The organism is Wohlfahrtiimonas chitiniclastica, from assembly GCF_002252325.1.
Lineage (GTDB): Bacteria > Pseudomonadota > Gammaproteobacteria > Cardiobacteriales > Wohlfahrtiimonadaceae > Wohlfahrtiimonas > Wohlfahrtiimonas chitiniclastica.
Genome location: NZ_NEFL01000002.1, coordinates 162,929 through 186,675 on the forward strand (window position 1 = coordinate 162,929; position 23,747 = coordinate 186,675).

A 23,747-nucleotide genomic window follows, 5' to 3' on the forward strand; every position below is an offset into this window, starting at 1 on the left:
GATTCTCAAAAATTTTTCATTCATTGGTTTTGTTGATACTGCCAAAGGGTTGCATAAAGCCCATTTTGAGCCACCAAATCATCATGCGTACCCGTTTCAATCACTTTGCCACCATCGATCACCACTAAGCGATCCATTTTGGCAATGGTGGATAAACGGTGGGCAATGGCGATCACGGTTTTGCCTGCCATCAATGTTTCAAGGTGCTCTTGAATTACGGCTTCTGACTCTGAATCAAGGGCGGAGGTGGCTTCATCTAAGACGAGAATGGGGGCATTTTTCAGTAACACGCGGGCAATGGCGATGCGCTGGCGTTGTCCGCCGGATAATTTGACGCCATTTTCCCCAACGATGACATCGAGCCCTTTATTGCCATATTGATCCACCAAATCTTGTACAAATTCTAGGGCTTTGGTTTGTGTGAGGACGGCTTTGATCCTATCATCGGTGGCATTTGGATTGCCATAAAGGATATTGTCACGAATGGAGCAGTGAAAGAGCGCTGTATCTTGTGCCACAACGCCAATGTTGCTGCGTAAACTCTCTTGCGTGACGGCTTCGATGGCTTGCCCGTCAATGGTGATTTGCCCTTGTTGCACCTCATACAAGCGTAACAGTAGATTCACTAGCGTGGTTTTACCACCGCCCGATGGTCCGACTAAGGCGACTTTTTCTCCGGCGGCAATTGTTAAGGAGAGATCCTGATAAATGGGTTTATCAGCATGATAGCTAAAATGAATGTGATCAAAGGTAATCGAGCCTTCGGTCACGCTTAATGTATGGGCATTAGGGTGATCGGTGATGTCATGTTTGGCTGTCATGATTTTAATGCCATCTTGCACGCTGCCGATGTCCTCAAAAATGGCATTGACCACCTTCATCACCCATGTGGACATGGTATTGATGCGGATCACCAAACTTAACGTAAAGGCAATGGCACCAGCGGTGATGAGGGCATTTTGCCAAAGGAGCAGGGAAACAATGATGGTGCAAGCAATCAACAAGCTATTGAGCACCGTTAAGGAGAAATCAAGGGCAGTGACAAGGCGCGTTGAGTAAAGCGCCATGTCTGTTTGATGGCGCATGTGTTCATGAGTTTTGGCAGATTCGCGATCAGAATGGGCAAAGAGTTTGAGCGTTAAAATATTGCTATAACTGTCCACAATGTGCCCCATTAAGCGCGAACGGGCTTTCGCCGATTGATGGGAACGCTCACGGGTTTTCGGTAAAAAATAGCGCAGCAATAGAATGTACGCCACAATCCAAGCAATCATTGGGAGGGCAAGCCAAATATTGAGTTCTACAAAGAGCACAACTGTTGTCACTGCATAAATGGTGACGCGCCACATCGAATCGGTGAGCATTAAGACGGAATTGCGGATCGATTGCCCTGTGCTCATCACGCGGCTTGCAATCCCACCTGAAAAATTACTGTGAAAGAAATTCAGGCTTTGCTTAATCAAATGATTATGCTGTTGCCAACGAATGAGGGAGGTGAAATTGGTGGTGAGCACCTGATTCATCAAAATGTCGTGAATGAGGGACACCGCAGGACGAATGAGGACGATGACTGCCATCATCCATATGAATGTGCTGGCATGTTTTTCAAACAGTTCTGCGTGGTTTTTGACAGCTTGAATGATGTCCACAATCTCACCGATGTATTTAAACAGCACAATTTCCAAAATCGCGGTGAAAAATCCCACAATGAAGAGCGCGATGAGTGGGCCTTTCACCTGCTTTAAATAAAAGGCATAAAAGCCCCATAAACTCGTGGGCGGCGTCTGATTGGGGGCAGATTCAAAGGGCTGGATGATCTTTTCGAAGTAATTGAGTTTTTTCATGGCATCGGCTAAAGCGGCAAAGGCATAGCTTATGCCAAATGGTAATTATTATCAAATGACAATCAAAAAGGGGATGTCATTCATCCCCTTCATTTTAATTATAAAAAGAGTTCGTAGGCAGGATTGTCCGTCTCTTCGATGTAGTCATATCCAAGCTTTGATAAAAAGTCTTGGAAGATGGCTTCATTCTCTTCTGTCACGGCAAAGCCCACCAACGCACGGCCATAATCCGAACCATGGTTGCGATAATGGAAGAGCGTGATATTGAGCTGCACATTGAGAGTGTGCAAAAATTGGAAGAGGGCATTGGGCTGCTGTGGGAAGATGATGCGCAATAAACGCTCGCCTTTAATTGAGCGAGGCTTTTTACCGCCCACCATGTGGCGAATGTGGAGTTTAGCCAATTCATTGTCACTTAAATCCACCACTGCCAAACCATGACCTTCGAGCGCTTCGATGACGCTCTCTTTTTCCGCCTTGCCTTGCTGCAATTGAATGCCCACATAGACAATCGCTTGGCGGTCACTGGAATAACGGTAATTAAACTCTGTGATGTGGCGTTTGCCAATCACATTGACAAAGTTTAAGAAGCTGCCGGGCTCTTCTTGAATGGTGACGGCCAATAAAGCTTCGCGCCCTTCGCCAAGTTCTGTGCGTTCTGCCACATATTGTAAGCGGTCAAAGTTGATGTTCGCACCACTTAAAATATTGCCCACATTTTTAAAGCCAATGTCGGGATACATCTCTAAATATTTTTTAATGCCGGCAACGCCAAGCGCACCGGAAGGCTCTGTGATGGCGCGCGTGTCTTCAAAAATATCCTTCATCGCCGCACAAATCTCATCGGTGGTGACGCACACAATATCATCCACTAAATTTTTCGCCACTTCAAAGGTGTTTTCGCCAATTTGTTTGACCGCTGTGCCATCGGCAAAGGTGCCCACTTGCTTGAGTTTGACGCGCTCATTTTGATCAAGCGCCGCTTTCATGGAGGCCGATTCCACAGGTTCCACGCCAATCACTTTACAATGAGGCGCAATGAATTTGATGTAAGCGGCAACGCCTGCAATCAAACCGCCACCGCCAACGGGAACAAAAATGGTATCTAAATCCGGTTGCTGCTCGATCATCTCTTTACCAATGGTGCCTTGACCAGCAATCACATCCCAATCATCAAACGGGTGAATCAAAGTTTTACCGCTTTCATTGGCAAGGCGCACCGCGTATTCGCTCGCATCATCAAAGTTATCGCCATAGAGCACCACATTCGCACCGCGCGCTTGGCAGGCATTGACTTTAAGGGCAGGGGCGGTAATGGGCATCACGATGGTTGTATCAATGCCAAGGGCTTGACCGCTCAATGCCACACCTTGCGCATGGTTACCAGCGGAGACACAAATCACACCTTTGCGGCGCGCTTCTTGGGAGAGCTGATAAATGCAGTTGTAAGCGCCACGAATTTTGAACGAGAAAACCGGCTGCGTATCTTCACGCTTGATCCAAATATTGGTTTGTAAGTTCTTAGATAAGCGTGGCATAAAGTCGAGTGATGTACGCTCAGCGACGTCGTAAACACGCGCCGTGAGGATATTGCGGATTAAATTATCCATGGTGAAATAACCTTTGTCCTTATTTTGAGATTAGATTTTGATGGATCTAGTAAGTTAGCACCACTTTAATCAAAAAAATAGGGGTAAACCGCATCTAATAAGTAAGTTTTGTAAGCATCAGGATCGGTGCGCAATTTTGTGGCGGAGATGTTGATGGCAGCACGATCAGGATCAATGAGTTGCACGGGCAATTGAAAGTATTGTTCATAGGGCGCAACGTCTTGTGGCTCACTACTGAAAATCACATCAGCATGAATGTTTTGATCCGCTAAGACCGCTTTGACGCGGTTTGACCACTCAAGCCAACCATTTGGATAAAACGGGATGCCATCTTCATTAAAATCAATCGGGTGAAGATTTGGGTGCTTCGCCACTAACGGCGCAAACCATGCTAAACGCTCTTTTCGTGTGGGCATTTTGATCATTTGGCTTTGCTCAAATAAGGCTTGATCACGCTCGGTATCGCTGCACACAAAAACATAGAGTTCATTGACAGTTGATAAAGCTTTTTCCATCATAAGGACATGGCCGGGATGAAGTGGAAAAAATTTACCGAAAATGAGGCCCGTTTGATATTTTTTCATAGATTTTCAATCCATTGACTATACTGTTGAGTAAACTCATAAAAGAACAAGGAAGATAAATGCAAGCGCTGTTTGACGATATTATCACAAACTGGGGTACATACATGGGGGTTTTCACGATCCTCTACTTTTTGGCCATTTTGACGGTGACGGTGATCATCATCAATAATGAAGAGGGCGCGACCAAAACTTTGGGGTATTTAACCTTGATCTGGTTTGTGCCGTTGTTTGGGGTGGTGCTCTATTTCTCCCTTGGCGTCAATTACCGCAACAATCAGATGTATTCTAAAAAATTATTGATGAATAAGGATTTAGAAAAGGGCGCTGAAGCCTACATTGAGAAAATCTCAACCGAAGCTTTGAGTTATAAAAGCGCCGCGGTGGATCAATTTAAAAGCTTAGCCACATTGGTGGGGCATGATTTTGCCGATCAAATCAGCATTGGCAATAAAGTTGAGATTTTGATCAATGGGGAAAATGCTTTCCCGAACATCATCGAAGCCCTTGAGAATGCCAAAGAGACCATTCACCTAGAATATTACATCATTCGTAATGATAAAATCGGCAATCAAATCAAAGAGATTTTGATCCGTAAAGCCAAAGAGGGCGTGACGGTGCGTCTCATTTATGATGATTTTGGCAGTAAAGCGATCCGCGGCGATTATGTGGCGGAGTTAAAGGCAAATGGCGTGCTGGTTTATCCGTTTCGTAAGATTATTTGGATTGCGCTCGCAAACCGCTTAAATTATCGCAATCACCGTAAAATCATCGTGGTTGATGGGCGCATTGGCTTTGTGGGCGGCATCAACATTGGGGATGATTACATCAATCTACCGGATTCAAAAGTGTATCACCGTGACATGCACATGCGCGTCGAAGGGCCCGTTGTGTATTCGCTGCAATACATTTTCCTCTGTGATTGGCAGTTCTGCTCTAAGGAAAAATTGATTGTGGATCCGCTGTTCCCGAATCATATGCGCCAAGAATCCGGCACCATTGCACAAATTGCCGCCAGTGGCCCGGATTCTAAATATCCCATGATCATGTATACGGTGCTGCGTGCCATTATGTTGGCAAAAGAGGAAATCCTCATCACAACGCCATACTTTGTGCCCTCTGAAAGCGTGATGGAAGCCATTAAAAATGCGGCGTTAAGTGGCGTGAAGGTTAAATTGTTGGTGCCATATGCCACCAATTCCTTGATCACGCAGCTGGCATCGTCATCCTATTACACCGCATTAATGAATGCAGGTGTTGAGATTTATCGTTATAAAAAAGGGTTTATTCATGCAAAAACTTCGGTGTTTGATGGAAAATTTAGCATCGTTGGGACAGCCAATATGGATAACCGCAGTTTTAACCTCAATTTTGAAGTCAATGGCATGCTATACGATGAAGCCCTTGGCCAGCAAATGTGTGATGAGTTCAATAAAGACCTTGAGCATTCAGTGCGCTTAGATCCTGTTGAATGGGAACGCCGCAGTGCAACGCAGCGCTTCATTGAGAAAGTGGCGCGTTTAACCTCATCGCTGTTATAACAACATCAATCTTAAGGAGGAGAGATGAGCGTTAAAATTTTAGGTTGGGTGGCCACTTGTACTGCCGTTGGCATGTATGTGTCGTACATTCCGCAGATCATGGATAATCTTGCCGGTCACAAAGGCAATCCTGTGCAGCCCTTTGCCGCGATGGTGAACTGTTTACTTTGGGTCATCTATGGTTTAAAGCAAAAAGATTACCCGATTGCGGTGGCCAATGCGCCGGGTGTTCTTTTTGGAGCCGCGGCATTTTTAACCGCGCTGTAAAAAAATTAAATGGGCAAAAAAATTGCCCAAAATTTTAGTCAAAAAAAGGCTTGATCCATTGAAATATTGCAGTTTTGAGTTGAATCCTATAGACTTATTTAAATGAGAATCATTTTTATTTAAAATTCATCAACTTTTGTGTAATATTTTTAAAATCAATAGTTTATGAAGTATCAACTTTTGTCAATAGGGACAATGAGGGTATAAAAAGATCAAAATTTTTTTTTCTAAAATGCTATAATGCGCGCCTTTCCTAAGTGGTGATCATTCACCCCTTAGGAATAAATTTTTTAGAGGCGAGGAAGCTTCTAGAAGCGACTTGGCAATGACAGTGTGCTTTTTGTTTTCCTCGCTTTTTTATTTTTTACAGTTCAAAAACGTGGGTGAGGGAAATGATTCGATACATTTTAAAAAGCAGTGGCGAACGCGAAGAGTTTGATGCTGAAAAACTGAATAAATGGGCGGAGTTTGCAGCACATTATGAGGTTGATTGGAGTGCCATTGTTTTAGAAGCGTATCGAAAGTGCTATGACGGCTGCACAACCCTTGAGCTTCACAAAGCGATGATTGATGCGTGTGTTGAACGTGAAGATCATAAACACTTAAAAATGGCTGGTCGCTTCTTGATTGGCTCGATCTATAAAGAAGCGTTTGGTGGTTTTCGTAAAATTCCATCCTTGACTGTGTTTTATCACCACATGATTCAACTCGGTCATTGGGAAAAGATGGATTACACCGATGAAGAGCTCATCGAATTAGATCGCGTGTTAGATCACACCATCGACATCAACTATAACTACACCACGTTGCGTCAAATGAAAGATAAGTATTTGATTCAAAATCGTGTGACCGGTTATTGCTTAGAGTCCCCACAATTCATGTTCATGGGCATGGCGATGCAAAACATGCAAAATCAGCCAAAAGCTCGTCGCATGGAAGACATCAAAAAGCTCTATCGTTATTTAAACGAATTGAAAATCAATACCCCAACGCCGATGTTGATCAACATGCGTACGCCACATAAAGGCTATGCATCTTGCTGCGTTTACACCACCGGCGACAATGTGGACAGTTTATCCACAGGTGATCACATTGCCTATATGATGACGTGCGCATCTGCAGGGATTGGCGCGCACTTGCTCACCCGTTCAAAAGGTGATCCGGTTAAACAAGGCCGCGTGATCCATCAAGGTAAATTACCGTATTACCGCATGATCCAAAGCGCGGTGCATGCAAACATGCAATCAAGCCGTGGCGGCAGTGCAACCGTTTACTTTAACGTGTTAGATCCTGAAATTTATGATCTGTTGGTGTTGAAAAACCCAACGACGGTTTTACAAAAACGTATCCGTGACATCGATTACGCGATGCTCTCTAACCGTTTATTCGTCGAAAAAGTGGCGAAAAATGAAGATTGGATGCTCATCAGCTATCAAATCGCGCCAGATTTATACGATGCATTTTATGCCAATGACTATGATAAATTTAAATCATTGTATGAATTCTACTTTGCCAAAGATTGCAAAAAACAGATCGTTAAAGCCCGTGACATTGCAGTCAAGGCTTTAACTGAATCGGCTGAAACTGGCCGAATCTACATGACGTACATCGATGAGATGAACCGCCACACACCATTTAAAGACACCATTTATTCAAGTAACTTGTGTTTAGAAATTGCATTGCCAACCAAACCTTTCCGCGACATTCAGGATCTTTATTCTGAAAATCCTGAAGGTGAAATTGGTTTATGTAGTTTAGCGTCGATTGTGGTGGGTCGTGTTGAGCCAGAAGAGTATGAAGATGTGGCGTATTACACCGCATTGATGATCGACAACGTGATCGAATTGATGGAATATCCATTCCCATCATTGAAAACAACCGCCCAAGCGCGTCGCTCCATTGGCGTTGGCATCACAAATCTTGCCCATGAAATGGCGAAACAAAAATTAAGTTATGCCTCTAAAGAGGGTAAAAACTACATCCATCAAATCGCAGAGCGCCACAGCTATTGGTTGCATAAAGCATCGCTTCGTTTAGCCAAAGAGAAGGGCAATGCGAAATGGATTGGTAAAACAAAATATCCAGATGGTTGGTTACCCATCGATACTTACTGCACAGCCGTGGATGAGGTGCATAATCAAGCCTTATTGTTTGATTGGGAAACCCTTCGTAAAGAGATCAAAGCGCAAGGCGGCATCCGTCACAGCGTGTTAGAAGCAATGATGCCAGTTGAGTCATCAAGTCAATTGACCAACACCACCAATGGCGTTTACCCGATTCGTAACCTTCGTGTGATGAAAACATCAAGCAACAATAAAAACTTGTTGTTAGCACCAGACTTAGATGAATTAGGACCATTTTATGACATCGCATGGAATTTAGAGTCGAAAGACCTCATTGACATGTATGCGATTATTCAGAAGTTTACAGGCCAAGCCATTTCGGCGGATCTTTACTTAAACTTAAAAGAAGAGGGAAATATCTCCACAAGTAAGTTGCTCAAAGATTACATCTATATGATGAAGATGGGCTGTAAAACGCGTTATTATTTAAACAGCGCCTCAGGCATCATCCATGAATCTTTTGTTGAAACCGTGGAAGATAAAGGGTGTGCGGGCGGCGCTTGTACTTTATAGGAGAATACCATGCAAGAGAGTAAGCCAGCCTCAATTTTTAACCAGGACAACAGCGCCTGGCAAACAGGCCGTTATCCATTAGTGTTAGGTGAAGCGCTCGGTTTATACGACAGCGTCAATGTGCCTTATCCAAAGTTGTTTGATTTGTATAAGTTACAAAAGTCCATGGACTGGACAGAAGATGAAGTGAATCTTGAACAGTCGCGCATGGATTTGTTGAACTGTTCAAAAAATAACTACGACATCATGGTCAAAACTCTCGCATTCCAGTGGGAATTAGACTCTGTGGCGGCGCGTGCCATCGCACCATTGTTTGCACCTTTTGTGTCAAACAGTGAGCTTTGGGCGATGCTCTCTAAGCAATCTGAAGTTGAGAACTTACATGCTTTGACGTATTCAGAAATCATTCGTCAATGCATCTCTGATCCTAAAGAAGTGTTCCAAGAAGTGATGAAGAACGATGAAGTTTTAAATCGTTCCACCACTGTGATTGAAACCTTCAATGAGTTGTCTAAATATGGTGCGCTCTATAAATTGGGTCAAGTGGGTAAAAATGATCCAACCTTAAAGCAAGTGGTGCTCAAAGGCTTTGTGGCGCTTTACTGCTTGGAAAAAGTTGAGTTCATGAGCTCATTTGCCTGTACATTTGCCTTAGCTGAGCAAAACATTTTCCAAGGCATTGCAAAATTGGTGCAAAAAATTGCCCAAGACGAGCAAGTGCACGTGATGATGGATGAAGCGATTTTAGAGATTCTCTTAGCGGATGAAGAGTGGCAAGTGGTGCTCAGTGAGATTCGTGGGGATGTGGAAAACATCATTCGTGAAGTGATCGAGCAAGAGTTCTCTTGGAACAAATATTTGTTCAGTGAAAATCGCTCCATCGTGGGTTTGAATGAAACATTATTGAACGAATGGGTGCTTTACAATGCCCAAGATTTGTATCGTTTCTTAGGCGTGGACAATCCTTATCCTGTGATCAAAACTAAACCATTGGTTTGGATGGATAACTGGTTAGATTTGAACAAAACGCAAAATGCAAACCAAGAGTCAGACAATACCAACTACCGCTTAAACAGCGTGTTAGATGACTCAGAAGACGAAATTTTTGACATTTAATGACATGAGGGCTTGAATGAGATTAGATCAGTTGATTCAGCAAATTAATGAAGAACCTGATGACATCATCGCTTTTTTATCCGCCATTACGGATGAAGAGATTCAAGCCCTTAAAAATAATAAACACCAACAAGAATTACAAAAACTGAATGAATATATTGAAGACATTTTAATGATGCTTCAAATGACAGCATCGGGCGGCCACTTAATTGATGTGGCAAAGCTTCGACAGTTGCAAGAGGAAATATTTAGAGAAATGTAAAATCATATGTTTATAAAATTAAAGCCCAATCGTTGGCGCGATTGAGCTTTGTAGCGGAGATAACCGCTATTTGACCAGTGTAAAAATGATCATTATGGTTTTGTCATTATACATTAGGTTGAAAAAAAAACAGAATTTTTTTAAACCTTAATGCCCTTGGCAAAGGAAAATTAATGATGTCTAAATTTTATAAAAAGAATAGAAAACAAACAATTACATATAAAATATTTAATTTTTTGATAATTAATACAGTTAGATTTTTTAGAAATACACTTCAAAGATATCTGATAGATCTAATAAAAGACAATTTGAGTCATCCAGATAACGAATAATCGTGAAACAAAAACTCGCCGAAGCGAGTTTTTTTGAATCTACATTCGGTGAATTAAGCCACGCATTGATAAAGCACAGACTCATTCATCTCTAATGTTTTCAGTAAAGATGCCGCCAATTCCAATTTTAATGTGTATGGCAAGGCTGAATCATTTTGTACTAAGCACTGTTTCACTGTCTCTTTCATAAATGGAATCGCAGCGGCAAGCACAACCGGTGCTAGGCGATGTTCAGCATGCAGTTCGCCCATTGTCCATAAAGCTTCTGTGTATTTTTGTGGTGCGGTCGTTGGGCAGCTCAATACGCTTTTGATCCATGTGTTAAAGATCACTTCTACGGCCACTTGAGACAGCTCAGGGAAATTCATGCCCAAAGCAGGCGTCCATGCCGTGCGATAAAAATCTTCGGTTAAGCCAGGAATCACATTTTGTAAGTGCGCATTGATTAAATGCATTTTATCGATGTCGTTTTGTGATAATTCATTTAAAACAGCCAATTCGTTGATGTGTTTCTTTACTTCTGTACAAATCATGATCGCTTTTGCCCCATAAGATTAAGTTTTATGAATGATTCTCGGAGCGAGCGTCGAATGGACAGGATCCGATGAATCTTTTTTTTCAGACATTGAACATGCTCAATATCTATACGATGGGGAGTATTGTAATACAAAAAATAAATATTACTAGTTATGTTATTAAATATTTTTATTATTTTAGAAATGTAAGTTTTAAAAGTGTGAATTAACTCTTTGATCAATATAAACATGATCTATGTCAAAAAATATGGCATTCCATCTTTTTGTGTGTAAAGAATCTTCTGTGGCACAATCAAACGCAATGATTACGCAGGCTGATTGCGTTGAGCAAGTTGAATCCAGCGGCGAAAACCAAAAATAGAGGCAATAAAATAGACAAAAAATAATAGGCTTGAGGCATATTCCATTTGCCCATAGAGAATCACTGCGGTGAGTAAATTAGCTGGAATGAGTAAACACCATTGTTCCGCCCAGCGCTTAGCCGCCATCCAGATGGCCACCACGCTCAAAGCGGTGGCAATGGTATCCCCCATGATCATTTCCATATTGTTGTCCGTCAGGAGCTTTAAAAGTAGGAAGATCGCGACGGATGCCACAAGAAAGAGGCGGGCAATCACTGCGCTGTATTGATGGGGCATGCGCATGATGGGCACCACTTTTTTACGCCGTGTCACTTTATGCCATTCGCGCCAGCCATTGATGGAGGCAAAGAAAAAATAGACGTAAATCAGACTCATTGCGTACATTTTGTTTTCCATGAAAATGTAAATGTACAGCACCGCCATGACGAGACTCACAATCCACATGCTCTTTTTGGCATTGAACTCAAGGTAAAGATAGATGAAACCAATGACCATACCAATGACGTCAAAGGTGTGTGTGGCAAGATAGTTGAGGATGGCATCCATAGTGATATCCATAAATTAAGGGGAACAGCCGCCCACTTTGCCCACCGTCAGGACGGCAGCTAAGCCAGAGAGCAGTTGACGAATGGCTTGGATCGAACCTGTGATGAGCAATAATGCGCCGGGAATGAGGTTGCGAAGGGTATCAAATGGGTGCATCAATGCCCCAATGAAGATGCCAAGCACGGAGTAAATGAGCCCGAATGCCAATTCAACCAAATCAATGCCGATGCCTAAAATGGCATCTAAAATCTGTGTGGAACGACCTGAACCTAAGAGGGAGAGTTGATAGAGGAGATAATTGAGCTCTTTTTGCGGATAATTGACAAGGCTCGTCCAACCGGTCACTAAATGCGTCACTGCATCCCAACGATATAAATTCAATTTACCGCGCCCATGATGATCATAAGTCACAAAATGAAAACCATTTGCCCAAGTGCCGATCATATAACCACGCTCTAAATTTTTGCTGCCAAAGAGCTTAAACATTGGGCGTTGATTTTTCCAAGGCTTACAGGAGGAACGATCTAAATAATCATGTAAATGGGTGTTGATCCAAATGGTATTGAGCTGATTTTCTCCGCCTTTGATGCGCTGGATGATGTGTTGCGACTCGCAGCTTGTATTGCGTTTGGTGATGATGAATTCCACCGGATGACGCAACATGCAATAGCCTTTGCCAACACTTTTTGGAATGGCATAGACGTTATTGGGGATGAAAAGATACCAGAAAAACCGAAGGAGTCGAGAGAGTGACTTCATAAAACCTAAATAGATGTACTGCAAAAGATCTATGTAGTATAGCGCAAAAGCGCCCTAATCGGGCGCTTCGCATAGGATTGATGCATTATGGCGTTTTGATGAAGATCTTTTTAAAGATCGCGGCATAACTTAATGTGAACAGCGGTATTGTCCAAATTAAGCCGATGCCAAAGGGAATCGCTGAGATCGATACAATGATGCCAAGGATTAAATTTAAGAAGAAAAACTTAAACCAATGGCGCGTGACGATCTTGCGGGAAGCTTCCATAATGTTCCAAAAGCCAGCGTCCGGATGGATGATCAAAATCCAATAAGTGAGGGAATAGGCCGTGACTAAATAAATACCCGGAATGATGAGTAAAATAAACCCAAGGGTGGTGACAAGACCTGTCACGATCACCATTAAGCACAATGGCCAAAAGTAATGTCGAAAGGAGAGAAAATCTTGCCATACATTCACCGTTTCGCGGTTAGACAGTTTTAAACTCACGATGATCAGCCCAAGCCCTAAGGTAAAGGCGATCAGTTCAATCGGTAAAATGGCAAGGGCAGCGGCTTGCTCAGATAACCCTGAAAAAATTAACCCCGCCACTAAATATAAAAGAACGGTGGCCACCATGATGATGAGTCCAATTAAGAAAATCGGCAGTTTTGCGCCCTTAACCGATGCCCAGCCTTCGCTGATGATCTCGCTGATGGAAAAATCATATGGGTAATCAATGGCTTCTTGCAGGGTGCGATAATGTGTTTGATCTTTATGCATGTGTCAATCTCCGTTTATTATTGTCAGATGAATGGTCGGGAAACCGCAGGATTTCAATTTTCTGATTGAATGAACCATTTTATGCTTTACAAAATTTTGTGAAATTGCTAATAATCGATGAGTGCCACAATCGCGATACACAGCACCTTTTCACTCATTTTAATTTGTTTTTATTCAATCATCATTGAAGGTTGTAGTATGCGCGTTTTAAATTTATTGTCCACTTTTGTCGGGAAGACATTTGCAGCATGGACATTGTTGTTTGCCGTTTTAGGTTTTGTGTTTCCTGAAGTGTTTGTCTCTTTAAAAGGCATGATCACTTATTTATTGGGCATCATTATGTTTGGCATGGGGCTGACACTCACGCCACATGATTTTTCTGAAGTGGTCAAAAAGCCCCTTCAAGTGTTATTAGGCGTCTGCGCGCAGTTCATTGTGATGCCACTTTTAGCGCTCGCTTTGGTGAAAATTTTTAACATTGATCCTTTATTGGCGTTAGGCATTGTCTTAGTGGGCTCGTGCCCGGGTGGCACTTCAAGCAATGTGATCACTTATTTATCAAAAGGGGATGTGGCGCTCAGCGTAACGATTACGAGCATTTCAACTTTATTGTCCCCGATCATGACGCCACTGTTAATCCAATTGTTGGCAGATAAAAGCATTGATGTGTCGTTTTATGCGATGATGATGTCCATCGTGAATATGGTGATTGTTCCGATTGTGCTTGGCGTTATCGTGCGCATGGTGTTGCGCTCAAAAGTGCAATATGTGACGCCCGTATTGCCACTGATTTCAGTCTTTGGCATTGTGATGATTGTTGCCATTGTGGTGGGCTTAAATCAGGTGCGTTTAAAAGAAACGGGTATGCTATTAATCGGTTTAGTGATCCTACATAATACATTTGGTTATGTGATTGGCTATATTGTTGCTAGAATGATGGGCTTAGGATTGGCGCAGCGTAAAGCGATTGCCATCGAAGTGGGTATGCAAAACAGTGGCTTAGGTGCAAGTTTAGCGGTGAAACACTTCGATCCGATTGTGGCGGTACCGAGTGCAATTTTCAGCGTGTGGCATAATATCAGCGGAGCGATTTTGGCAAATATTTTTGCACGCATGGAAAATTCATTATCTGAGGAAAAAACCTTAAAAACGTCAGAAAAATTGGTATAATTGACAGAATTGACATTTGATATGTGTTAAAAGCGTTGAGGAATCCTGTGTATATTCTTGACGCAAACCAATTTTTTTTATACAATCACGTCCTTTTTATGGGCTGTTATTTCTGTTGTCAATTGTAGATATCAGTGAGATAGCAAAAAGAATTCAGATTCACTCAACTATTTGGAGCATTACAAATGTATGCTGTAATCAAAACAGGCGGTAAACAATACCGTGTTGCGGAAGGTCAAATCCTTCGCGTAGAAAAAATTGAAGGCGCTGCTGAAGGTTCTAATGTAGAATTTGCAGAAGTATTGTTAGTAGGTAAAGAAGGCGAAACAACTGTAGGTACTCCTGTTGTTGCAGGCGCTAAAGTAACGGCTGAAGTTGTTAAACAAGGTCGCGGACGCAAAATCGAAATTATCAAATTCCGTCGTCGTAAGCACTCTCGTAAACACCAAGGTCATCGTCAACACTTTACTGAAATTAAAATTTCTAGCATCTCTGCATAATTGCGAGATTCCTAGACGTATTAAGAGGATTTAAACATGGCACAGAAGAAAGGCGTCGGCTCGAGCCGTAACGGTCGCGATTCCGAAAGTAAACGCTTAGGGGTTAAGCGTTTTGGCGGTGAATTAGTACCAGCAGGTTCTATCATCGTTCGTCAACGTGGTACACGTTTCCACGCGGGCAGCAATGTAGGTTTAGGTAAAGACCACACTTTATTTGCTAAAGTAGATGGTCACGTTGTTTTTGAAGTTAAAGGACAACACAACCGTAAATTTGTAAGCATTCAACCAGTTGCTTAATCAACCGTTGATTGTTTGTAAAAGCCCCTTTTTTTGGGGCTTTTATTGTTTTTAGCCATCGAGTTCAAGGAGGGCGTATGAAGTTCGTTGATGAGGTAACCATTACAGTTGAAGCGGGTAATGGTGGTGATGGATGCTTGAGTTTTCGCCGCGAAAAATTCATTCCTTTCGGTGGGCCGGATGGTGGTGATGGCGGTGATGGTGGTAGCGTTTATTTAAAAGCATCCGATGCTGTCAACACATTGGTGGATTACCGTTTTGCCAAAAAATTTAAAGCGCAACGTGGTGAAAATGGCCGCGGGGCAAATTGTACTGGTGCTGCCGGTGAAGATTTGGTGTTGGTTGTGCCACTTGGTACACAAGTGCATGATGCAGATACCAATGAGTTTATTTGCGATTTGACCGAAGATGGTCAAGTGGCAAAAGTGGCGCAGGGCGGGTTTCATGGTTTGGGCAATACACGCTTTAAATCATCCACCAACCGTGCACCGCGTCAAACAAAACCGGGCACACCGGGGGAAGAGCGCCGCATTCGTTTAGAGTTAAAAGTGTTGGCGGATGTGGGCTTATTAGGCTTACCTAATGCGGGTAAATCCACATTGATTCGTGCGGTGTCGGCTGCACGTCCAAAAGTGGCGGATTATCCATTTACAACATTGCACCCTAATTTAGGTGTGGTGAGCGTTGGGCCGTTAGACAGCTTTGTGATGGCAGACATCCCAGGCTTGATTGAAGGTGCTGCAGAAGGCGCTGGCCTTGGTCATAAATTCTTGCGTCACTTGTCGCGCACTTCCATCATGTTGCACTTAGTGGATTTATCCCCGTACAGCGACTCACAAGATCCTGTGGAAGATTTCCGCGTGATCACCAATGAGTTGGCGCAATATGATGAAGAAATGGCGAAAAAAGAGCGCTGGTTGGTATTGAATAAACTCGATTTGATCCCTGAAAATGAACGCGAAGAGCGCGTGGCTGATTTCTTAAAAGAGATCAATTGGGAAGGTCCTTGTTTCCAAATCTCTGCCATTTCAGGCGAGAATACCAAACCATTGACCAGTGCGATTATGGAGCACATCAATGCGGCGAAAGCTGAATTGAAAGCACAAGAGCAACCTGTTGCCATTGAAGTTGCCATTATGGATTAATGGGATATCAGTCCTAAACAGCAAAAAGCCCGCATGCGGGCTTTTTTATCGTCTGATGATTTTTATGGTTTAAGGCAATTGTACGTCACCACATAACTTTCGCGCACTTTTGGCGTGATGATGGTGAGTAAGCCTTCACCCGGTTGATTGATCTCAAGGGCAAGGATGATCTTTTGAGCAGGATCATTCCAGAGCATCAAATTTGGATTGTCAAAGCGCTTGCTGCTTGTGTCTTGCGTCAATGTGGTGATGCGTTGATCAAAGTGGATCATCACATGGTCAAAATTTTTGCCAATGCTGCGCACTAACGTATCAGGATAAGCGGACTCTGTATTGCTATTGATGGAGCAATAAGAAGGCACACCGTTAGCGTGTGCGGTATATGCTTGCTCGCTCACAGTATTTAAAACATTTGGCAAAGATTGAAGCGGTTGCCCATTGGCAAATGAGGCACAGGTTGCAAGGGCAATGAGAGTGGTTACGGCAAGTGATTTTTTCATAAAGCCATCCTTATCATTCTTGAATCATTGTGGTTGTTTGATTTTATCATATCAGATTTGTGTCTGATTTGAGCTTGCTCACTTTGTTATTGCTTTGAATTGTCTTATCATGAGTTTTTATCACGATTAAAAACAACACATGGAAAATCAGCAAACGCTTAAGCGTAGCCTAAAAAATAGGCACATTCAAATGATTGCCCTTGGTGGCTGTATTGGCACAGGGCTTTTTTATGGCACCGCAGAATCCATCCCTTTGGCAGGTCCTGGGTTGATTTTAGGGTATTTACTTGGCGGCTTTGTGATCTATATGATCATTCGCATGCTTGGGGAAATGGCGACACAAGAGCCAGTGTCGGGCGCATTTAGCCACTTTGCCAATAAATATTGTGGGCAATATGCAGGCTTTTTGGCCGGTTGGAACTATTGGCTGTTATACATTTTAGTGAGCATGGCAGAGTTGTCCGCCATTGGGCGCTATATTTATACATGGTTTCCGGATTTTCCCATTTGGCTGACGGTGCTGAGCACCATTGTCATCATTACTGCCATTAATCTGGCGAGCGTTAAATTCTTTGGTGAAACGGAATTTTGGCTTGCGCTCATTAAAGTTTTGGCTGTGGTGGGGATGATTGTGTTTGGTCTGTATTTAGTGGCTAAAGGCTTTGTGTCGGAGCAATCCACCGTTAAAATTTCGAATCTTTGGGAATTTGGCATTTTCCCGAATGGCGCTTGGGGTGTTTGGGTCTCCCTTGTGATCGTGATGTTCTCCTTTGGAGGCACAGAGATGATTGCCATTGCCGCCGCGGAAACTGACAATCCACAAAAAACGATTCCGCAAGCCATCAAACAAGTGATGTGGCGCATTTTGATTTTCTACATTGGATCCATCATCATTATGTTGGTGTTGGTGCCATGGCATGACATTAAGCAAGGCATCAGCCCATTTGTGTTGGTGTTTGATCAGCTTGGTTTACCAAATGTGGCGGGCATTTTAAACTTCATCATTTTAACGGCGGCGATCTCTGTCTATAACAGCGGCATTTACAGCAATGGTCGCATGTTGTTTGGTTTAGCCGAGCAAGGGCATGCCCCAAAAGTATTCATGAAATTAAGCCACAATCATGTACCATACGCAGCGATTGCATTTTCCTCAGCAGTGACGCTCATTGCGGTGGTCATCAATCTATTGGTGCCAAATGGTGCATTTATGATTGTGATGTCTGTTGCCATCGCCGCAGCGGTCATCACTTGGGGGCTCATTGTGATCATGCACATGCGTTTTCGCCGTGCCCATCAAGCGGATCAATTGACATTTAAAACACCATTTTTCCCGTATGTGAACTACTTTTGTTTAATCTTCCTTGTGGTGGTGATTGGCGCAATGACGCAGCTCGATAGCTTCCGTCCTGCGGTGTATGTGATGCCTGTTTGGCTCATCCTCACGTATCTTGGATTTCGTTTAAAACAGAAGATGGATCGAAAACATTTAAAGTAACTTTGTAGACTGACAAATCATGTTAAAACACAATCAATTAGAGCTGTTAAGTCCTGCGCGCGACATTGAGATCGGGCGTGAGGCAATTTTGCATGGTGCGGATGCCGTGTATTTAGGTGGCCCAAGCTTTGGCGCGCGTTACAATGCGGATAATAGTGTCTCTGACATTGCAAAATTGGTGGAATTTGCCAATCCGTATCATGCTAAAGTTTTTGTGACCCTCAACACCATTTTACATGATGATGAATTGCCAAAGGCGCAAAAGCTCATCACAGAATTGTATGATGCGGGTGTAGATGCCCTCATTGTGCAGGACATGGGTGTGTTGCAGCTCGACATTCCACCGATTGAGCTTCATGCCTCCACGCAAACGGACATTCGCACCTTAGATCGCGCAAAATTTCTCTCACAAGTGGGCTTTTCGCAATTGGTGCTTGCCCGTGAACTCTCTTTAAAAGAGATCAGTGCCATTCATGATGCGGTGGATACGCCGCTTGAATTCTTCATCCATGGCGCATTGTGTGTGGCATTCTCAGGGCAATGTTACATCTCTCACGCTGATACAGGGCGCAGCGCGAACCGCGGCGATTGTTCCCAGGCGTGCCGCCTACCTTACACCTTAAAGGATAAGGAAGGGCGCGTGGTGGCGTTTGAGAAGCATTTGCTCTCCATGAAGGACAACAACCAAACAGAAAACTTAGGTGCGCTTGTGGAAGCGGGTGTGCGTTCCTTTAAGATCGAAGGGCGTTATAAAGATATGGCATATGTGAAAAACATCACCGCCCATTATCGTAAAATGCTTGATCAGTTCTTAGAGGGTAATCCCGAGTATACGAGAAGCTCTCTCGGTAAAACGGTGCATCATTTCGTGCCGAATACCGATAAAACTTTTAACCGCGGCGCGACAGATTATTTCGTTAATGCCCGTAAAGAGGACATTGGCGCATTTGATTCACCGAAGTTTCGTGGCGTAGAAGTGGGCGAAGTTTTAAAATTTGGTGGCAATCATTTAGAGGTGAAAACATCCGAGCCTTTAGCCAATGGCGATGGTTTAAACGTACTCATCAAACGCGAAGTGGTAGGGTTTAGAGCCAGTGAAGTCAAAGAGATCGGGGACAAGCACTATTTGGTCTATTGGCATGAAGATGCACCAGAGAACATTGAAAAAGTGCGCATCGGTCAGCCTTTGTATCGCAATGCTGACACTGCATGGCAAAAGATGCTCATGCGTGAATCCTCAACACGTAAAATTGGCGTGGACATTGCTTTAACAGAAACAAATGGGCAGTATCAATTAACATTGACGGGTGAAGATGGCTTAACGGTGATTCATCCGATTGAGGGCACTTTTGAGGCGGCAAACAATGTTGAAAAAACCTTACAAAACCTCGAAGAGGGATTGCGTAAATTAGGTGACACCATTTTTGAAGCCACAAGCGTGGTGATTGATGTAAAAACGGCGCCCTTTATGCCAAAGAGTTTACTCAATCAAATCAGACGCGATGCCATCGCGCGCTTAGAAGAAGCCTATAAAGCGAGCAATGAGCGCGGCGTTCGCATTTATGAAGGCAGCCCAAAAGCGCAGTATCCCTCAGAGCACATCACGTATCTTGAAAACGTCTATAACCATAAAGCGCGTGAGTTTTATGAAGCCCATGGCGTTAAATTGATTGAGCCTGCGTATGAGGCACATCAAGAGAAAGGTGAAGTGCCCGTGATGATCACTAAGCACTGTTTGCGCTTTGCATATAACTTATGCCCTAAACAAGCCAAAGGTATTAAGGGTGTGCAAGGGCAGGTGCGCGCTGAACCTATGGTATTGATGCATAAGGATGAAGAGATTCGTTTAGAGTTTAAATGTCGCCCGTGTGAGATGCATGTGATGGGTAAAATTAAGCCCCATGTCTTGAAATCTGCATTGGTGGGCAGTGAAGCGTAAAAATTACGCAATTAAAAAGTTGACAGAGGCAGCATTCTTGATTATTATGCATACCTCTTTCGGGTAGTTAGCTCAGCTGGTAGAGCATCGCCCTTACAAGGCGAGGGTCGGGGGTTCGATCCCCTCACTACCCACCATATCGAAAGGCTAGAATTCAATTCTGGCTTTTTTATTGCCTAAGACGTTGGCAACGATTGGTGAAAAATTGATCAATTAAGTTTATTGACAAGGTTACATCAAATCGGTATTATACGCACCTCTTCGGGTAGTTAGCTCAGCTGGTAGAGCATCGCCCTTACAAGGCGAGGGTCGGGGGTTCGATCCCCTCACTACCCACCATATCGAAGAAAGCTAGATGAAAATCTAGCTTTTTTTGTGTCTGTACAAAAATGATAAATAAATCACGATTTGCTTGCCTTTTTTCGTGACGGCATTACAATGCGCATTTTGCGATCAGGAGAACGCTAAAATGTCAGAGCCCGCTGTCAAGAATGATTTGATCTATGGTCTAGAGGATAGACCGCCGTTGCCTCAAACACTATTTGCAGCCTGCCAGCACTTGTTGGCCATGTTTGTTGCTGTGATTACACCCGCGATGATCATCTGTCAGTCGCTCGGATTATCGGCACACGATACGCAGCGCATCATCAGCATGTCATTATTTGCATCCGGTTTAGCTTCTTTAATACAAATTCGCGCATGGGGACCAGTTGGATCTGGTCTTTTGTCTATTCAGGGGACGAGTTTTAACTTTGTTGCACCACTAATCATGGGGGGCACCGCCCTTAAAAATGGTGGCTTAGATGACAATGCCATGATGGCGGCACTCTTTGGCACATTGTTGGTGGCAGCGATGACAGAAGTCATTTTATCGCGCGCCTTACATTTAGCCCGCCGCATCATTACACCTTTGGTGTCTGGCATTGTGGTGATGATCATTGGTTTATCCCTCATTCAAGTGGGTTTGACATCCATCGGTGGCGGGTATGATGCCTTAGCAGACAACACCTTTGGTGCACCTAAATACCTATTATTGGCGGGCGTCGTTTTGGCGGTGATTGTCTTGCTCAATCGTCAGAAGAATCCCTATTTACGCATCTCTTCTTTAGTGATTGCCATGGGTGTGGGTTATTTAGCTGCATGGGCAACGGACATGTTGCCACACAAAGTATTGGAAGAAGTGCCATTGGTGGCAGTGCCTGAGCCTTTCTATTATGGCTTGAGTTTTGATTGGAATTTATTGCTGCCGCTCATTTTGATTTTTATGGTGACTTCTTTAGAAACCATTGGTGACATTACCGCAACATCGGATGTGTCAGCACAACCTGTGGAAGGCCCTTTATACATGAAGCGCTTAAAAGGCGGCGTGTTGGCCAATGGCTTGAACTCGATGGTGTCGGCCATTTTTAATACATTCCCGAACTCCTGCTTTGGGCAAAACAATGGTGTGATTCAATTGACAGGTGTGGCCAGTCGTTATGTGGGCTACGTGGTTGCGGGTATGTTGATTCTATTGGGTCTGTTCCCATCTGTGGCGCAATTGGTGCAACGCATTCCTGAACCTGTGTTAGGCGGTGCAACATTGGTGATGTTCGGGACAATTGCCGCCTCTGGCGTGCGCATTGTTTCACGTGAAGCTTTAAATCGCCGCGCCATTATGATCATGGCATTGTCATTAGCAGTGGGTATGGGTGTTTCTCAGCAGCCGGCCATTTTGCAATTTGCCCCAGATATGATTAAAACATTGTTCTCATCTGGCATTGCTGCCGGTGGTTTTACGGCGATTATTTTGAATCTGATCTTCCCAAGAGATGAAAAATAAATCATGTCGCATTGATTGAATCAAAAAACTCGCCTATCTGGCGAGTTTTTTAATGTGGGTGGATTAAAAATGATCCGCCATATACTGTTTCAGTGCGCGCCCTAAACGCAGCATGGCTTCCTCCATCTGATCGGCAGGTACAGATGAATAACAAAAACGCAAGGTAGAAAAGCAAGGCTTATTGGTGTAAAAAGTTGCCCCGGGGATGAAAATCAGTTTTTCTTTGATGGCATAAGGCAGTAATTCTAGGGCATTGATGGATTGCTTTAATCGCGCCCATAAAAAAACACCGCCATCAGGCAGATGGTACGTCAAATGATCCGAGAGATGTTAATCAATGGCTTTAGTTAGGGCAGAGCAGCGTTGATGATATGTATGGCGCAGCCGATTGATTTGCGCATCGATGCGTCCGCTGTTCAGATACTGCTCAAGTGCCTTTTGGGATAAACAGCTGCTGTTGATGTCAAGATATTGTTTCATGATCACGGCGGCTTGATAGAGCGGATCTTTGGCAATCAACACCCCTAAGCGTAGGCTTGGGATGAAGGTTGTGGAAAAAGAGCCTAAAAAGAGCACCCGCTGCCCAAGCCCCATTTGTGACGCTAAGGTATAGATGCTCGGCAAGACTTGGCCATCAAAACGCAGCGCGCAATAAGGGTCATCTTCTATGATGATGAAATCATATAAATCCGCGAGCACAATTAAACGACGGCGACGCTCAAGGGATAAGGTAATGCCGGTGGGATTGGCATTGTTAGACACCACATACAGCGCCTTGATGCGCTGCTGCTTTAAATGCTGTTCAAGGGCATCGGGAATGATGCCTTCCTCATCGCTGGCAATGGTGAGCATGCGGGCATGAGAAATTTGAAACGTTTGCATGGCCAATAGATAGGCTGCATCGGCAATGGCGATGGTGTCGCCAGGGTCTGTCAAAATGCGGCTGGCGATATGCAATGCTTGTTGGGCGCCAGAGGTGATGATCACCTCATTGGCTGAAGCATCAATGCCCCAATGCTTTTTGGCAAAGGGCAAAATGGCTTCACGGGTGCCGAGCAGTCCTTCGGTGAGTCCGTAACCGAAATCCTTCGTGGGCGCATCTAACGAGCACTGAATGGCGGTATGCACGCCATCAACATCATACAACTCAGCAGTGGTGACTTCTCCTGCCATGGAGATGACGTCAGGATTGTAGCGCACATTACCCACCAATTGGCGGGCCAGTGAACTGCTGATGCCTTGCAAGGGCTTCGCAATTAAATTGGTAATCTTCTGATTCATGGGCACACCTATGTATTATGTTGATCTTATATCGTTGTTTTATCTATATGTTGATTCCTTATGTTACGTGTCCATTGTATCAAATCATTTTAATTTTGCTTGCCATAAGCTTGGATCAAAGCCAATAAAAATGGGTTGATCATCCTTCATCAGGATTGGGCGTTTAATCATGCTTAAGTTTGCCAGCAAAATGGGCAGAGCGGTTTTGACTGCTGCACATGCTACTTGATCCTCTGCGCTGAGTTTGCGCCAAGTGGTGCCGCGTTTATTGATGACCACATCTAATCCAAAAGCATCGATCCACGTTTTTAATAGTTCAGCGGAAGGTGCGGCTTTTTTAAAGTCGCTGAAAGTATATTCAACGTTGTGCTCTGTGAGCCATGCACGGGCTTTTTTGACGGTGTCACAATTGGGGATGCCATAAATAATGAACATAATGTACC

At 43.8% G+C, this 23,747-nt stretch carries 23 protein-coding genes and 2 tRNA genes; 14 read left to right on the top strand and 11 right to left on the bottom strand.

Features of this window, described 5'->3' with window-relative positions; all coding sequences use genetic code 11:
* Positions 1-20 precede the first annotated feature (20 nt).
* From B9T10_RS05970 to B9T10_RS05980, 3 genes are all read right to left on the bottom strand, one after another.
* A complete protein-coding gene (locus tag B9T10_RS05970; RefSeq protein WP_094538085.1) occupies positions 21-1,844 on the bottom strand; it encodes an ABC transporter ATP-binding protein in 1,824 nt (607 codons plus the stop codon).
* A gap of 98 nt (positions 1,845-1,942) precedes the next feature.
* Positions 1,943-3,454, bottom strand: a complete 1,512-nt coding sequence (ilvA, locus tag B9T10_RS05975; protein ID WP_094538086.1) for a threonine ammonia-lyase, biosynthetic — start codon at positions 3,452-3,454, stop codon at positions 1,943-1,945.
* A gap of 65 nt (positions 3,455-3,519) precedes the next feature.
* Entirely contained in the window at positions 3,520-4,038 is a 519-nt protein-coding gene (locus B9T10_RS05980; RefSeq protein ID WP_094491546.1) for an adenylyltransferase/cytidyltransferase family protein, read from the bottom strand.
* Positions 4,039-4,097: 59 nt separating this feature from the next.
* On the opposite strand from B9T10_RS05980, the gene cls reads away from it, so the two are divergent.
* From cls to B9T10_RS06005, 5 genes are all read left to right on the top strand, one after another.
* The gene (gene cls, locus B9T10_RS05985; protein WP_008316314.1) at positions 4,098-5,576 is read left to right on the top strand and encodes a cardiolipin synthase; all 1,479 of its coding nucleotides are present in this window, start codon (positions 4,098-4,100) and stop codon (positions 5,574-5,576) included.
* 24 nt (positions 5,577-5,600) lie between these two features.
* Positions 5,601-5,843: a SemiSWEET family transporter gene (locus B9T10_RS05990; protein WP_008316316.1), complete on the top strand. Its 243-nt coding sequence runs from the start codon at positions 5,601-5,603 to the stop codon at positions 5,841-5,843.
* A gap of 392 nt (positions 5,844-6,235) precedes the next feature.
* Entirely contained in the window at positions 6,236-8,479 is a 2,244-nt protein-coding gene (locus B9T10_RS05995) for a ribonucleoside-diphosphate reductase subunit alpha (RefSeq protein ID WP_008316317.1), read from the top strand.
* A 9-nt stretch (positions 8,480-8,488) separates the two neighbouring features.
* Entirely contained in the window at positions 8,489-9,595 is a 1,107-nt protein-coding gene (locus B9T10_RS06000; RefSeq protein WP_008316318.1) for a ribonucleotide-diphosphate reductase subunit beta, read from the top strand.
* 16 nt (positions 9,596-9,611) lie between these two features.
* Positions 9,612-9,857 (top strand): protein kinase family protein, encoded by a 246-nt coding sequence (locus B9T10_RS06005; RefSeq protein WP_063455540.1) that lies wholly within the window; start codon positions 9,612-9,614, stop codon positions 9,855-9,857.
* 385 nt (positions 9,858-10,242) lie between these two features.
* On the opposite strand, the gene B9T10_RS06010 is transcribed toward B9T10_RS06005, so the two are convergent.
* From B9T10_RS06010 to B9T10_RS06025, 4 genes are all read right to left on the bottom strand, one after another.
* Complete coding sequence (locus B9T10_RS06010) at positions 10,243-10,722, bottom strand: globin family protein (protein ID WP_008316326.1); 480 nt, start codon at positions 10,720-10,722, stop codon at positions 10,243-10,245.
* Positions 10,723-11,030: 308 nt separating this feature from the next.
* The gene (gene pnuC, locus B9T10_RS06015) at positions 11,031-11,633 is read right to left on the bottom strand and encodes a nicotinamide riboside transporter PnuC (protein ID WP_094488900.1); all 603 of its coding nucleotides are present in this window, start codon (positions 11,631-11,633) and stop codon (positions 11,031-11,033) included.
* A 15-nt stretch (positions 11,634-11,648) separates the two neighbouring features.
* Positions 11,649-12,392, bottom strand: a complete 744-nt coding sequence (locus B9T10_RS06020) for a hypothetical protein (RefSeq protein WP_246781917.1) — start codon at positions 12,390-12,392, stop codon at positions 11,649-11,651.
* An 85-nt stretch (positions 12,393-12,477) separates the two neighbouring features.
* On the bottom strand, positions 12,478-13,155 hold the full coding sequence (locus B9T10_RS06025) for a DUF975 family protein (RefSeq protein ID WP_008316332.1): 678 nt from the start codon (positions 13,153-13,155) through the stop codon (positions 12,478-12,480).
* Positions 13,156-13,353: 198 nt separating this feature from the next.
* Between B9T10_RS06025 and B9T10_RS06030 the strand changes: the two genes are divergently transcribed.
* From B9T10_RS06030 to cgtA, 4 genes are all read left to right on the top strand, one after another.
* Positions 13,354-14,325 carry a bile acid:sodium symporter family protein gene (locus tag B9T10_RS06030; RefSeq protein WP_094538199.1) on the top strand — a complete coding sequence of 324 codons (972 nt, stop codon included), beginning with the start codon at positions 13,354-13,356 and terminating at the stop codon, positions 14,323-14,325.
* 185 nt (positions 14,326-14,510) lie between these two features.
* Positions 14,511-14,825: a 50S ribosomal protein L21 gene (gene rplU / locus B9T10_RS06035; protein WP_008316334.1), complete on the top strand. Its 315-nt coding sequence runs from the start codon at positions 14,511-14,513 to the stop codon at positions 14,823-14,825.
* 36 nt (positions 14,826-14,861) lie between these two features.
* A complete protein-coding gene (gene rpmA, locus B9T10_RS06040) occupies positions 14,862-15,122 on the top strand; it encodes a 50S ribosomal protein L27 (RefSeq protein ID WP_008316335.1) in 261 nt (86 codons plus the stop codon).
* Positions 15,123-15,199: 77 nt separating this feature from the next.
* Positions 15,200-16,267 carry an Obg family GTPase CgtA gene (cgtA, locus tag B9T10_RS06045; RefSeq protein ID WP_008316336.1) on the top strand — a complete coding sequence of 356 codons (1,068 nt, stop codon included), beginning with the start codon at positions 15,200-15,202 and terminating at the stop codon, positions 16,265-16,267.
* A gap of 62 nt (positions 16,268-16,329) precedes the next feature.
* On the opposite strand, the gene B9T10_RS06050 is transcribed toward cgtA, so the two are convergent.
* Positions 16,330-16,767, bottom strand: coding sequence for a hypothetical protein (locus B9T10_RS06050; RefSeq protein WP_094538087.1), 438 nt, complete (start codon positions 16,765-16,767; stop codon positions 16,330-16,332).
* A gap of 190 nt (positions 16,768-16,957) precedes the next feature.
* On the opposite strand from B9T10_RS06050, the gene B9T10_RS06055 reads away from it, so the two are divergent.
* The 5 genes from B9T10_RS06055 (at position 16,958) to B9T10_RS06075 (ending at position 22,023) form a co-directional block, all read left to right on the top strand.
* Complete coding sequence (locus B9T10_RS06055; protein ID WP_008316338.1) at positions 16,958-18,262, top strand: amino acid permease; 1,305 nt, start codon at positions 16,958-16,960, stop codon at positions 18,260-18,262.
* Between the two features lie 16 nt (positions 18,263-18,278).
* Positions 18,279-20,201, top strand: a complete 1,923-nt coding sequence (locus B9T10_RS06060; RefSeq protein ID WP_179220636.1) for a peptidase U32 family protein — start codon at positions 18,279-18,281, stop codon at positions 20,199-20,201.
* A gap of 61 nt (positions 20,202-20,262) precedes the next feature.
* Positions 20,263-20,338 (top strand) — tRNA-Val (locus B9T10_RS06065).
* Positions 20,339-20,464: 126 nt separating this feature from the next.
* Positions 20,465-20,540 (top strand) — tRNA-Val (locus B9T10_RS06070).
* Positions 20,541-20,670: 130 nt separating this feature from the next.
* Positions 20,671-22,023 (top strand): uracil-xanthine permease family protein, encoded by a 1,353-nt coding sequence (locus B9T10_RS06075; protein WP_008316340.1) that lies wholly within the window; start codon positions 20,671-20,673, stop codon positions 22,021-22,023.
* Positions 22,024-22,086: 63 nt separating this feature from the next.
* On the opposite strand, the gene B9T10_RS10290 is transcribed toward B9T10_RS06075, so the two are convergent.
* The 3 genes from B9T10_RS10290 to B9T10_RS06085 all read right to left on the bottom strand — a co-directional run bounded on the left by B9T10_RS10290 (position 22,087) and on the right by B9T10_RS06085 (position 23,739).
* Entirely contained in the window at positions 22,087-22,338 is a 252-nt protein-coding gene (locus B9T10_RS10290; protein ID WP_246782167.1) for a hypothetical protein, read from the bottom strand.
* A gap of 15 nt (positions 22,339-22,353) precedes the next feature.
* A complete protein-coding gene (locus tag B9T10_RS06080; RefSeq protein WP_246782168.1) occupies positions 22,354-23,304 on the bottom strand; it encodes an aminotransferase-like domain-containing protein in 951 nt (316 codons plus the stop codon).
* Positions 23,305-23,388: 84 nt separating this feature from the next.
* Positions 23,389-23,739 (bottom strand): Spx/MgsR family RNA polymerase-binding regulatory protein, encoded by a 351-nt coding sequence (locus B9T10_RS06085; protein WP_094538089.1) that lies wholly within the window; start codon positions 23,737-23,739, stop codon positions 23,389-23,391.
* Positions 23,740-23,747 lie beyond the last annotated feature (8 nt).